The following is a 13,111-nucleotide window of genomic DNA, read 5'->3' as shown; positions in this document are numbered from 1 at the left end:
GGGTGACAACATGAAAGTAGACTTGTTTGATTTCCATTTGCCAGAGGAACTGATTGCCCAGACTCCGCTTGAACAAAGAGCGGAAAGCAGGCTGATGGTACTGAATAAAGAATCGGGCAATATAGAACATGATGTTTTCAAGAACATCAAAAACTATCTCAAACCAGGTGATTGCCTCGTCCTGAATGACACAAAAGTTCTTCCAGCAAGGCTTTTTGGCATGAAAGAAGACACGGGCGCTAAAATTGAAGTACTCCTCCTAAAACAGCTTGAGGGCGATGAGTGGGAAACGCTTGTCAAACCGGCGAAGAGAGTGAAGGAAGGCACAAAAATCGTCTTTGGAGACGGATTATTGACCGCAGAATGCACAGGGGAAGCTGAACATGGCGGCAGGAATCTGAAATTTTCCTATGACGGTATTTTCTATGAAGTGCTGGAACAGCTTGGTGAAATGCCTCTACCTCCATATATCAAGGAGCAGCTGGAGGATAAGGACAGATACCAGACGGTTTTCGCAAGGGAAAGAGGTTCTGCAGCCGCCCCGACGGCTGGCTTGCATTTTACAGAAAAACTGCTTGAGGAAATTAAAGAAATGGGCATCCATATTGCTTTTATCACTCTTCACGTGGGTTTAGGAACATTCAGGCCTGTCAGCGTTGATTCGATTGAAGAGCATGATATGCATTCAGAGTTTTACCAGGTAACAGAAGGAACAGCATTGCTGTTGAACTCGGTCCGTGAACAGGGCGGACGCATAGTTACGGTGGGGACAACTTCAACGCGGACACTTGAAACGATTGCAACGGCCAATGATGGCAAATTTGTTGCTGAAAATGGCTGGACCAATATTTTTATTTATCCTGGATATGAGTTTAAAGCAATCGATGGGATGATTACCAACTTCCATTTGCCAAAATCGACATTGATCATGCTTGTGAGTGCTCTGGCTGGACGGGAAAATGTCCTTAATGCCTATAATAGAGCTGTCGAAGAGAGATATCGCTTTTTCAGCTTTGGAGATGCAATGTTGATTTTATAGTTTCTTTGCTTCGAAAAAATACACACACGAAAAATGAATTTGCACTTCTGGAAGGAGCTTAAACATTGTCAGCAATCCGTTACGAATTAATTAAGACCTGTAAACAAACAGGAGCAAGGCTTGGTCGTGTACATACACCTCATGGTTCCTTTGAAACTCCTGTCTTCATGCCGGTAGGCACTCTGGCAACCGTTAAAACAATGTCACCTGAAGAATTAGTTGAAATGGGTGCAGGGATTATCCTGAGCAACACATACCATCTATGGTTAAGGCCAGGTCATGAAATAGTCAAGGAGGCAGGCGGGCTGCATAAATTCATGAACTGGGATCGTGCCATCCTCACCGATTCGGGCGGCTTCCAGGTGTTCTCCCTGAGTGAGTTCAGGAAGATCGAAGAAGAAGGCGTCCATTTCCGCAATCACTTAAATGGGGACAAGCTTTTCCTTTCTCCGGAAAAAGCGATGGAAATCCAGAACGCCCTTGGTTCAGATATCATGATGGCGTTCGATGAATGTCCACCATACCCAGCTGAATATGATTACATGAAAAAGTCGGTAGAACGGACCTCCCGCTGGGCAGAGCGCTGCCTGACAGCTCATCAGCGTCCAAAGGACCAGGGCTTATTCGGTATCGTCCAGGGCGGAGAATATGAGGAATTGAGAAAGCAGAGTGCCAAGGACCTTGTTTCAATGGACTTCCCTGGCTACGCTGTCGGAGGACTTTCAGTCGGCGAACCGAAGGATGTCATGGACAGAGTGCTGGAATTCACCACACCATGGCTGCCAACGGACAAGCCGCGCTATCTAATGGGGGTAGGTTCACCAGATTCATTGATTGATGGCGCCATCCGCGGCATTGATATGTTTGATTGTGTGCTGCCAACTCGTATTGCCAGGAATGGCACATTGATGACGAGCGAGGGAAGATTGGTCGTCAAGAACGCGAAATTTGCGCGTGACTTTGGACCATTAGATCCGAACTGCGATTGCTATACATGCAAAAATTATAGCAGGGCGTATATCCGCCACTTGATTAAAACGGATGAATCGTTTGGGATTCGACTTACTTCTTACCATAATCTCTATTTTCTGCTAAAATTAATGGAGCAGGTCAGACAGGCAATCCGTGAAGACCGTCTGGGGGACTTTAGAGAAGAGTTCTTTGAGCAATATGGCTACAATAAGCCGAATGCCAAAAACTTCTAAATAAACTGCTTTTATTAAGGCTGTTTCGTTATGCGGACAATGCCAACCAATGAAAGGAGGCGAAAATGAATGGAAGGATTATTAGGTACAGTATTCCCGCTATTACTGATGTTTGTATTGTTCTACTTTTTATTGATCCGCCCTCAGCAAAAGAGGCAAAAAGCGGTTCAACAAATGCAAAGTGACTTGCAAAAAGGTGACAAGGTAGTAACAATCGGCGGTTTGCATGGAATTGTTGATGCACTTGATGAAGGCACTGTTGTCATCAAATGTGGAGACGGAAGCCGTCTTACATATGACCGCGCTGCGATTCGTGATGTCAGAGAATCAGCAGCAGGTGTGTAACGAAAAAAGAAGCGAACTCTGTTCGCTTCTTTTTTATGCCTTTGAGGTTCCCCCAACGATGTTTACCCCGAGGATGCCGCCCATCATTGCCGTGAGGATATAGCAAATATGATAGATGATTTGTTCAAGCGAGAATAAGCTGTCATAACCCAGGTATTGGAACAGGAAAATAATCAAAGAATATGCCAGCCCTGTAGCTCCCCCAATCATCCAGCCTTTTTCTTTGCCGTTTCCGCCAGTGATAAAGCCGCCAATGAAAATCGATAAAAAAGAGATAGATGTCATTACGTATTGAAGCGAAGATTCTTGGACGGAGGTGAACTTTAAAAGAAGAGAAAATATAAAGCTGCTTACGATTGCCAACAGGAATATTGCAATCACTCCGTACAGGACGGCCCTGCCTAAACTTTTAGATTCCATTAACCCCTCTCCTCTCTAATCTAATCCCTCTAAACGGGAATTGCCTAGTACAAGCATATTCATGGAAATGGACAAATAGAATCAGTTTTTATTCAGGAACTCAGATAAAAATTACTGAAACAATAAGTATGAATTTACTTTTGCGTTAAAGACTAAAGAGGAATGCTGTGTGAAGGGCGGGGGGAAACGTGGAACAATATTTCATCATCCTTTTTAGGACAGTTCTCCTTTATTTATTGATCCTGTTGATTTTTCGTTTAATGGGAAAAAGGGAAATCGGTGAATTAAGCATCCTGGATTTGGTAGTCTACATTATGATCGCCGAAATGGCTTCCCTGGCTATTGAGAATACAAAAGACCCATTAGTTGACACGCTTCTCCCAATCAGTGTGCTTGTCATCATCCAGATCACATTGGCGATGTTGTCTCTAAAAAGTAAAAAGTTCAGGGATATCGTCGATGGAAAGCCGACAATCATAATCAATGATGGGAAAATCGATGAAAAAGCAATGCGGTCGCAAAGATATAATTTTGACGATCTGCTGCTTCAATTAAGAGAAAAGGATGTAGGGGATATTGCCGATGTGGAGTATGCCATTTTGGAGCCATCAGGTACCCTGTCCATTTTCCAAAAGAAACAGGGAGAACAGGAAGGTGAGCAAGACAGCAGCAGCCTTGCACTGCCGTTAATCATCGACGGCGAGGTCCAGGAGGATAACCTTGGAATGATTGACAAATCGAGTTCCTGGCTGTTGGAGCAACTGAAAAAACAGGGATATGAAGATCCAGGAGAGATTTCTTTTTGTAGCTACCAAAATGGAAAATTCTATATTGACTTAAAGGATAAATAAAAACGTGGAGACAATGTCCACGTTTTTTTACTTATCTTCTTAAAAAAGATGAAATTACAGATCGTAATTTCGAAAGTTCATTTTTCCTGATTAGACCGAGAGCAAGAGAGAGCGACAAGTACAGGATGGTTACAGTTCCTGCATTTATAAGAATTCTTACTGCCAATGAAAGACTTTCATCCAGCCAATCCCATAGCAGGAAACCCAGTGATCCCGAAAGAATGATAACGGCAAGTACTTTTAGATAATCTTTTACATAAAAGGTGAATGAAACGGCCTTAAGCATTGTCGCGAAATGGAGTAGGGTGATCAGGACGATCCCCATGACCATTCCAAGGGCTACACCGTTTATGCCAAAAGCTGGCTGGCTTGCCAACAGGAAGATGACAGCGGTCTTGGCGAGATTTCCGATCAGGCTGTTGATCATCGCTGCCCTCGCCAAATCAAGAGCCTGCAGTGCTGCCTGCAGTGGTCCCTGGAAATAGTAGAACAGGAAGAATGGTGCCATCAGCTTGATGAATTGTGAACCATTTGCCGTCCCGTACATCAATGTCATTAATGGTTCAGCCAGTACATATAAAACAACGATCGCCAGGCCGCCTGTCAAAAGGGAAAATCGCAAAGATTGCTGCAGAAGGTGTTGGATTACCTTCATGTTCTTGCGAGAGTTCGCTTCACTGATTGCCGGTACAAGAGAGGTGGACAAAGAATAGGTGATGAATGATGGCAATAACAGCAATGGCATGGCGAAGCCGGTCAAAGCTCCATATTGTTTCGTGGCAGCCACGGCGGCCACACCGGCAATCGCCAGACTGTGTGCAACGACGATTGGTTCAAAAAACCAGGAAACAGAGCCAATCAGCCTTGAACCTGTAGTTGGCAAGGCAATTCTCATTAAATCATTCAAGGTCGATTTTCCGGAATGGACGAACTGAAAAAAGTTCTTCCGCAGCCTGAATTTTTTCCGGAGCTTGAAGGTCGTCATTAGATAGATTAGAGAAATGAGCTCTCCGATCACAGAGGCAATCATGGCACCTGCTGCCGCATATTCAATTCCATAAGGCATGAAAGTCTTTGTCAAAACAGCAATCAACGTGATCCGGACAAGCTGTTCGATCACCTGGGAGATTGCGGAAGGCCGCATATTCTGCCTTCCCTGGAAGTAGCCGCGGAGAACAGAAGATACCGCAACGATTGGTACGATTGGTGCGATGGCTAGCAATGGCCATTGTGTCCGGGGATCCGTGAACAATGTCTCAGACAAGTATGGAGCAAGGAAAATGAGAGCAGGTGTAAAGACAATAGATAGAGATATTGTGGTTGCAAGCGAAACGACAAGGATTTTCTTGATTTTTCGGAAGTCGCCTCTTGCCTCGGCTTCAGCCACATTTTTTGAAATCGCAACTGGGAGACCCAGCTGAGTAATCGTCACGACAAGCACCAAAGTGGGGAAGGCCATCATGTAAAGACCAACACCTTCTTCTCCGATGGAACGGGCAATGACAATCCGATTTATGAAACCAAGCACTCTCGTGACGAGCCCGGCCATTAACAAAATAAATGTTCCTTTTAAAAACTTCGACATTCCGCTCCCTGCCTTCTCAAAAATGCATATTTCATATACAATTAACTATATGCAAGAAAGTGGACAAAGCATGACAAGGTTAAAACATTAAAAGACTAGAAAATTGGACGAGGGGGCTAAGGGATGAATCCAAGCCATCAATACGGACGGTTTTACAATCAAGTGAAGCCGGCGTTGAAAAGCAAAATTGAAGAATTCAAAATATTCGGTTATGAACAGGTTAAAGAAAAGGAATTATGGGATTATCTCACTAAGAAAAAATGGAAAAAACCGAAAGAAGAGATTCAGATGTATGAAGTCGTCGCTGATATTTTATCCGCGAAAATCGGAGACGTAATGAATTTTACCACCGTTGAAGCCTTCAAACTGGGAGACTTTGCGCTCGATGATGAAGAGGAACGAAAGGAACTTCTAAAGTAGCAGGGGGAATAGCTCTTTCGGCTGAGTTATCTAAAAAAATCCAGGTGCAGATTTTTTCTGCTTTTATAGGTTGGTTTGAAATGGTACATAGTAGCATTTACTCTTGATACTGCATCTTATTTTTCTTAACCTATTTTGTAATAAAACCCGAAAAGATCCTGATAACGATTTTTTCTAGATAGAGACTTTCTTTATGGAGATTACGGAAAAAGCTTAATTGACAGTTTTTTTAAACTGTTACATAATTAGAATGCTATAAATTGGCTACTGTCTATTTTCTTTGGTCTTATTGTTATATTTGTCTGTCAGCATGTTTGTGCGAAGAATAAGGAGGATTTATACATAATGGTAAAACGCAGCCGCATCGTGGCCTTCTTTTTGCTGGTGATCTTAATTGGAAGTGCCATGGGTGCAACAACCCAGAACATATTGAAAGATATCAAACTTGGTCTTGACCTGCAGGGTGGTTTTGAGGTTCTTTATGAAGTCACGCCTCTAAATGGAAAAGAGGGCGAGAAAGTTGACCGCGAAACCTTGAAGAGCACTGCTGAAGCGCTTGAGAGAAGGGTCAACGTCCTTGGTGTCAGTGAACCGAACATCCAAATTGAAGGTGATGACCGGATTCGCGTACAGCTCGCTGGCGTAAAAGACCAGAACAAAGCACGTGAAATCCTTTCAACCGAAGCGAATCTTACCTTCCGTGACGTTAACGACCGCGTCATGATGGATGGAAGTGACTTGGAAGAAAATGGCGCGAAGCAAAGCTTCGACCAGCAAAACAAGCCAAGCATTTCGATCACGCTTAAAGATGGGGACCAATTTGGGGAGATCACAAAGGAAATCCGTGATATGTATCCGGAGAATCAGCTGATCATCTGGCTTGATTTCGAGGAAGGGAAGGATTCCTATAAGGAAGAAAGGATGAAGCCTGAACCTAAATTCCTTTCCAATCCCAACGTTGATAAGATCTTAAATCAAAAAAATGTTGAAATCACAGGTAATTTTACAATAGAAGAAGCCCAACAGCTTGCTTCATTGCTTAATGCGGGATCATTACCGGTTAATCTTGAAGAAACCTACTCTACTTCAGTAGGGGCGAAGTTCGGTGAACAGGCTTTAAATGAAACTATTTTTGCCGGAATCATCGGGATTCTTGCTGTTTTCGTATTCATGCTGGCTTTATACCGTATTCCTGGAATTGTTGCAGTTATTACGTTATCAATTTACGTTTACCTCATCCTGCTTGTATTTGACTGGATGAACGGTGTACTCACACTGCCTGGAATCGCGGCCTTGATCCTCGGTGTCGGTATGGCGGTGGATGCGAATATCATAACGTATGAGCGGATTAAAGAAGAATTGAAGGTTGGCCGCAATATCAAAGCGGCGTTTGACGCGGGCAGCAAAGGCTCACTGTCTACGATTTTTGATGCCAACATCACGACATTGCTTGCGGCGATTGTATTATTCGCATATGGTACAAGCTCTGTAAAAGGCTTTGCGACGATGCTGATCATCAGTATCCTGGCAAGCTTTATCACAGCAGTCTTCGGTGCACGCTTGTTCCTTGGATTGCTAGTGAACAGCGGATTGTTCAAAAACAAGCCGGGATTGTTTGGCGTAAAACCTAGTGAAGTTCATGATATCTCGGAAGGCTTAGATTCACTAGATTTAAAAACTAAATTCGATCGTTTCGATTTTATCAAGAGCCGAAACAAGTTCTTTACTGCATCTGCAGTTCTTATCGGTATTGGTCTGATTGCACTCCTTGTGTTCCGCCTGAATCTTGGAATAGATTTTGCGGCTGGGACAAGGGTAGAGGTCATGTCTGACAGCAAACTTACAGCGGCACAGTTAAAAGAAGAGCTTAAGCAAGTTGATTTGGAAACAAACGATATTGTCATCTCCGGTGATAATGGTGAAATTGGCGTTGCAAGATTTAAAACAGTTCTTTCCAAAGATAAGATCTCTGAGCTTAAATCTCACTTCAAGGAAGAATTCGGTGCCGAGCCGAATGTAGGAACTGTTTCACCAACAATCGGTAAAGAACTGGCTAAGAATGCAATGATTGCTGTTGCCATTGCTTCCGTGGGGATCATTATCTATGTAACGATCCGATTTGAGATTTACATGGCACTGGCCGCTATAATAGCGCTGCTTCATGATGCTTTCTTTATCATTGTTCTATTCAGTCTCACAAGGCTTGAAGTGGATATTACCTTTATCGCAGCCGTCCTGACAATTGTTGGTTATTCAATCAATGATACGATTGTTACTTTCGACAGAATGCGTGAGAATATGGTGAAGAAGAAACGCTTGAAGACACCGGAAGATATTGCGGATGTAGTGAACTCTGCTCTTCGCCAGACACTTGGCCGCTCGGTCAACACAATTCTGACTGTTGTCATAACAGTAGTGGCTCTGTTGATCTTCGGCAGTACATCAATCTGGAATTTCTCTTTCGCTCTCCTTATTGGCCTGATTGCCGGTACGTATTCCTCGATTTTCATCGCAGCACAGCTGTGGTATGTATGGAAAAATAAAGAGCTTAAGAAAAAAGGCACAATCAAGACTTACAAGGAAAAGAAAGTCTACTCAGATGAGCCGCAAGTTTAATTTCATAAAAGCAAAACTAAAATACCACGGGTTCCCCCGTGGTATTTTTTATGGTAAAGGAATTTATTAAATTATTGAGTTGTGGATAACTTCATGAAGTTATCTTAATCCAGCTCCAGCGCCTAGCCCCTCGAGTCGCTTGTCTAGCTGCGGCTCCTAACTCCTCGAGACGCTTCGGTCCTGCCAATGAAGTCAAAGACCGACTTCGCTGTCAGGCCCTCCAGCGCTTTTCGGAGTTGGGCAGTCGCCTCCGCTTTTCGAGTTGTCTAGTTGCGCCTCCTAGAAACTCCGAAACTTCAACTCCGCCGACAGAAGCAAAAAGGGCTTCTTTGTCGGAGGCTCCAGTTTCTGCGTTTCTGGGCAGTCGGCTATACTTTTCGATTTCGGTCCGCCCAATGAAGTCAAAGAGCGACTTCACCGGTCGGCCCTCTAAGGCACAGGACGTGCAAACCGCCAGCCACACGATGTGGCGTTTTAGGCGGGCAGCGCTTGTCGGGGCTGACCAAGGCGCTTGCACTTTTTGTTTTTTGGTTAGAAAAACCATTTTTCAGGATAATATAAAAGGAATGCCGACAGACTAAATTTGGCGGAAAAAGAAGCAACGAAGATACAAAGCTCTGTACAGGGAGGGATTTTGCTATTGGAAAAATATGTTAGATTTAAGAATGCTGAATTTGCGGCAATGGTTGTTGTTGTCGGAATTATTATACTTGCAGGATTAAAGTGGGGAGTAGGCATTCATGCGAACAGTAAAGCACTTGTAGCGGATGCTGTCCATTCTGCATCGGATGTAGCTGGTTCATTAGCTGTATACATAGGTCTCAAGGCAGCGAAAGCTCCGCCGGATGAAGACCATCCATACGGGCATGGAAAGGTAGAATCAATTGCTGCAATCATTGTTGCAGTATTACTGATGCTAGTGGGAGTCGAAATCGGCAGATCATCAATCGAGGCATTCTTGCATCCCATTGAACCTCCCAAAGCAATCGCGATAGTGGCTGTTGTCGTTTCAATTATTGTTAAAGAGGGAATGTTCAGATACAAATACAAATTAGGTAAGCAATTGAAAAGTGATGCGCTGATCGTCAATGCGTATGAGCATAGATCGGATGTCTATTCCTCCATAGCAGCACTTATAGGGATCAGCGCTGCCGTGCTGGGTGGCATCTTTGGAATAGGCTGGCTGGAGAGTATGCAGACCCGGTAACCGGACTGCTTGTAGCCTTGCTGGTCATCAGGATGGCATGGAAGCTTGGCAAGGAATCAATTCACAGCACACTTGACCATGTGCTTCATGATGAGGATACAGAAGAATTCAGGAATGTTGTACAGTCAATACCAGAAGTAAAGAACTTGGATGAATTACATGCCAGAGAGCACGGTCACTATGTTATCATTGATTTGAAGATATCTGTTGATCCACATATTACCGTAGAACAGGGCCACCGGATTGGGAAAAGTGTGAAAAAGAAACTGATGGAAAACAAAAATGTCCAAAACGTTCTGGTCCATATAAACCCATACAGTGAGAGTGGAAGTTATGAAGATGGAGTAGATATTCTATAAGTCTCAGGGGAGGAGATAGCATGAAGTTTCAATGGACATTGCTGTTAGGACTTGCATTTGCATTGATTGTTGCTGTTTTTGCAGTCATCAATGTTGATCCAGTAACAGTGAACTATTTATTTGGGGAATCAGAATGGCCGTTAATTTTGGTCATCTTAGGATCTGTGTTGATGGGCGGAATCATTGTTGGCTCTGTCGGTCTATTCAGGATGTTTGTGCTTCAAAGGGAAGTAAAGACATTGAAGAAGAAAAACAACTCACTAGAAGAACAGCTGGCCCAAAAGGAAACTCTGCCGGAGGAAACAGCACCCCAGCACGAAATAGAAGATATCCATTAATCAGTGAGATGAGGCTGACTCAAAAGTTGTTTAATTCAACAAGAGAGTCGCCTCTTTTATTATTCTAACTAGTTAATTTAATCTGGTTGACAGCAAAACAGTCAATTGGACAAGAAAATTCTCCTCTTTTATATTGGTTATGGCGATATCAAAATTCATTAATAAACCTTAGTTGATTGTATTGGAAGGTGCGAAGACTCCTCCGAAAATGCTAACGATTTCCATCGTGCGTAGGAAGGTTCGAGGAAGAATCTTCAAAGTCCTGCGGGCTCAGCTCCAGCCCCGAGGAAGAATTGCTTATGAAAGACGGCAAGTGGTCTTTTTCATATTCTTCCCGCGGAAAGCGAATCGCCTGGAACGGAAATCAACGGACTTTTTAAAGAGTGTGTTCAACATTTTGGGAGATCTTCATTTTAATATATTTGAGATAATTCCATTCATTCTATGAATTTATTGTCCTATATTAGCATTCATTGTCATTGAAACCGGCTCTTTGCTTTTGTATAATGAAAAAGCTGAGAGGTGAACGTATGTTAAAGCCGAAATCAAGGTGGATTGTTAAAAAAGCTGACCAAACAATAATAGATTCACTCGCTAAAGACCTGAACATAAATCATCTGACTGCTTCTCTGTTAGTTAATCGCGGACTGGATACCGTGGAAGATGCCCGGTATTTTTTATTTGGGCAAAAAAGCGAATTTCACGACCCGTTTTTGCTGAAAGATATGGATAAGGCAGTTGAACGGATCAATAAGGCAATAGAAACTCAGGAGCCCATTTTGGTATTTGGTGATTATGATGCAGATGGCGTAAGCAGTACGACGGTCCTGATGAACGCCCTGGCTGAACTCGGAGCGAACGCCGACTATTACATACCGAACCGTTTTACAGAAGGGTACGGTCCTAATGAGAAAGCATTCCGCAGTGCCGCAGACAGCGGAGTTGGCTTGATTATTACTGTCGATACGGGCATTTCAGCTCTTCATGAAGCTACTGTTGCCAAAGACCTAGGTGTCGACCTGATCATAACGGATCACCATGAACCGGGTCCAGTCCTTCCGGATGCGTTTGCGATCATCCACCCAAAGCTGGACGACAGTCTATACCCTTTCAAGGATTTAGCTGGTGTAGGTGTCGCTTTTAAGGTTGCACACGCTTTGCTTGGGAGAGTCCCGGAGCATTTGTTGGAGTTTGCCGCTATTGGGACAATTGCCGACCTAGTACCCCTGCTTGGCGAGAACAGGCTGATTGCTCTGAGGGGAATAGAGAAATTGAAGTCGAGCCAGACACCTGGTTTGAATGCGCTTCTTAAGCTGGCTAAAACAGATAGGGCAGCCATTGATGAAGAAACAATAGGTTTTATGATTGGCCCGAGGGTTAATGCAGCCGGACGACTTGGCAGTGCCGACCCCGCTGTCCAATTGATGATGACTCATGATCCGGAAGAGGCGATGATGCTTGCGGAAGAAATTGATTCAATAAATAAAGAACGGCAGAATATTGTTTCACAAATTGCTGAAGAAGCAGTTGCTGAAGTGGAAATGAATTATCCAATAGAAGATAATTCAGTCCTTGTCGTCGGCAAGGAAGGCTGGAACGCAGGAGTCATTGGTATCGTAGCCTCCAAGCTCGTTGAAAAATATTATCGTCCAACGATTGTGCTCAGTTTTGATAAAGAGAAGGGGCTTGCGAAGGGTTCTGCACGCAGTATCGCCGGTTTCGATCTTTTTAAGAATCTATCAACCTGCAGGGATATCCTTCCGCACTTTGGGGGACATCCAATGGCTGCGGGCATGACATTGAATCTTAATGATGTTGATTCATTAAGGTCAAGGTTGAATGGACTGGCAAAAGAGCAGCTGAAGGAAGAAGATTTAATTCCGGTATCCCATATCGATGCCAGGATTGATGTTAAAGAGATTACGCTTGAAACGATAAATGAACTTGGAATGCTTTCTCCATACGGCGTAAGCAACCCTAAACCGAAAGTGCTGATTGATGGAGCCAATATTTCAACCCTGAGAAAGATAGGGGCAGATCAGTCACATCTTAAGCTGGCACTAGAAGAGGAAGGGACTGTGATTGATGGAATAGGATTCGGTTTTGGACATCTCCATGACCATATCTCGCCGAGCTCGAAGCTGTCGGTCATTGGCGAACTGTCGATCAACGAATGGAACAATATCAAGAAGCCGCAGATTTTTCTCAGGGACGTGGCAGTCAAGTCCTGGCAGCTATTCGATTTCCGAGGGCTTAAAAGATTGGAAAAGCTTCCAGATATGATTCCAGGGAGTAATATTAAGTGGATTCTCTTCAACTCCGATTTAAAAAATAAGTTTTCTTCAGTAATCGGAGACTCATTGGAACTAGTATCCACATATGAGAAAGCTGAGCAAATTGAGTTAGACCAATCCTATGTCGTTCTGTTGGATCTGCCGCCTTCCAAAGAGATACTGGAGAAATTATTTGCCGGGAAAAATCCAGGAAGAATCTATGTCCATTTTTACAAAGAAAATAGCGATTTCTTCACGACTATGCCAACCAGGGAGCATTTCAAATGGTTTTATGCTTTCCTCGCAAAGAAAGGGTCATTTGATCTTAAACGGTATGGCGGTGAATTGGCCAAGCATAGAGGCTGGACAAAAGAAACGGTAGAATTCATGTCGAAGGGGTTTTTTGAATTATATTTTGTTAAAATAAACAATGGGTTTATTTCACTTGAAAAA

Annotated in this window: 11 protein-coding genes and 1 pseudogene; 9 read left to right on the top strand and 3 right to left on the bottom strand. The window is 43.5% G+C overall.

All coding sequences use genetic code 11. The features are described from left to right. Nucleotides 1-10 precede the first annotated feature (10 nt). The 3 genes from queA (at nt 11) to yajC (ending at nt 2,589) form a co-directional block, all read left to right on the top strand. Complete coding sequence (gene queA / locus ACH0QE_RS14510) at nt 11-1,039, top strand: tRNA preQ1(34) S-adenosylmethionine ribosyltransferase-isomerase QueA (RefSeq protein WP_415801311.1); 1,029 nt, start codon at nt 11-13, stop codon at nt 1,037-1,039. A 65-nt stretch (nt 1,040-1,104) separates the two neighbouring features. After that, complete coding sequence (gene tgt / locus ACH0QE_RS14505) at nt 1,105-2,244, top strand: tRNA guanosine(34) transglycosylase Tgt (RefSeq protein WP_415801310.1); 1,140 nt, start codon at nt 1,105-1,107, stop codon at nt 2,242-2,244. A 69-nt stretch (nt 2,245-2,313) separates the two neighbouring features. Further along, on the top strand, nt 2,314-2,589 hold the full coding sequence (yajC, locus tag ACH0QE_RS14500) for a preprotein translocase subunit YajC (RefSeq protein WP_415801309.1): 276 nt from the start codon (nt 2,314-2,316) through the stop codon (nt 2,587-2,589). A gap of 33 nt (nt 2,590-2,622) precedes the next feature. Here yajC and ACH0QE_RS14495 read toward each other — a convergent pair whose 3' ends face one another. Beyond that, the gene (locus ACH0QE_RS14495; RefSeq protein ID WP_415801308.1) at nt 2,623-3,009 is read right to left on the bottom strand and encodes a TIGR04086 family membrane protein; all 387 of its coding nucleotides are present in this window, start codon (nt 3,007-3,009) and stop codon (nt 2,623-2,625) included. A 188-nt stretch (nt 3,010-3,197) separates the two neighbouring features. On the opposite strand from ACH0QE_RS14495, the gene ACH0QE_RS14490 reads away from it, so the two are divergent. Further along, complete coding sequence (locus tag ACH0QE_RS14490; RefSeq protein WP_415801307.1) at nt 3,198-3,860, top strand: DUF421 domain-containing protein; 663 nt, start codon at nt 3,198-3,200, stop codon at nt 3,858-3,860. A 31-nt stretch (nt 3,861-3,891) separates the two neighbouring features. Here ACH0QE_RS14490 and spoVB read toward each other — a convergent pair whose 3' ends face one another. After that, complete coding sequence (gene spoVB, locus ACH0QE_RS14485; RefSeq protein ID WP_415801306.1) at nt 3,892-5,445, bottom strand: stage V sporulation protein B; 1,554 nt, start codon at nt 5,443-5,445, stop codon at nt 3,892-3,894. A gap of 123 nt (nt 5,446-5,568) precedes the next feature. On the opposite strand from spoVB, the gene ACH0QE_RS14480 reads away from it, so the two are divergent. Beyond that, complete coding sequence (locus tag ACH0QE_RS14480) at nt 5,569-5,865, top strand: post-transcriptional regulator (RefSeq protein ID WP_415801305.1); 297 nt, start codon at nt 5,569-5,571, stop codon at nt 5,863-5,865. 345 nt (nt 5,866-6,210) lie between these two features. After that, nucleotides 6,211-8,481 carry a protein translocase subunit SecDF gene (gene secDF / locus ACH0QE_RS14475; protein WP_415801304.1) on the top strand — a complete coding sequence of 757 codons (2,271 nt, stop codon included), beginning with the start codon at nt 6,211-6,213 and terminating at the stop codon, nt 8,479-8,481. A 211-nt stretch (nt 8,482-8,692) separates the two neighbouring features. Here secDF and ACH0QE_RS14470 read toward each other — a convergent pair whose 3' ends face one another. Further along, nucleotides 8,693-8,899 carry a hypothetical protein gene (locus tag ACH0QE_RS14470; protein WP_415801303.1) on the bottom strand — a complete coding sequence of 69 codons (207 nt, stop codon included), beginning with the start codon at nt 8,897-8,899 and terminating at the stop codon, nt 8,693-8,695. Nucleotides 8,900-9,121: 222 nt separating this feature from the next. Here ACH0QE_RS14470 and ACH0QE_RS14465 point away from each other — a divergent pair. From ACH0QE_RS14465 to recJ, 3 genes and pseudogenes are all read left to right on the top strand, one after another. Then, nucleotides 9,122-10,047 (top strand): annotated as a pseudogene (locus ACH0QE_RS14465) (cation diffusion facilitator family transporter). Between the two features lie 20 nt (nt 10,048-10,067). Then, complete coding sequence (locus tag ACH0QE_RS14460) at nt 10,068-10,385, top strand: LapA family protein (RefSeq protein WP_415801302.1); 318 nt, start codon at nt 10,068-10,070, stop codon at nt 10,383-10,385. A 530-nt stretch (nt 10,386-10,915) separates the two neighbouring features. Further along, on the top strand, nt 10,916-13,111 hold a 2,196-nt coding region (gene recJ / locus ACH0QE_RS14455), incomplete at its 3' end, for a single-stranded-DNA-specific exonuclease RecJ (RefSeq protein ID WP_415801301.1).

This window comes from Mesobacillus sp. (assembly GCF_047739415.1).
In the GTDB taxonomy this organism is placed as follows: domain Bacteria; phylum Bacillota; class Bacilli; order Bacillales; family Cytobacillaceae; genus Mesobacillus.
This window is presented reverse-complemented; position numbering and strand designations above follow the sequence as displayed.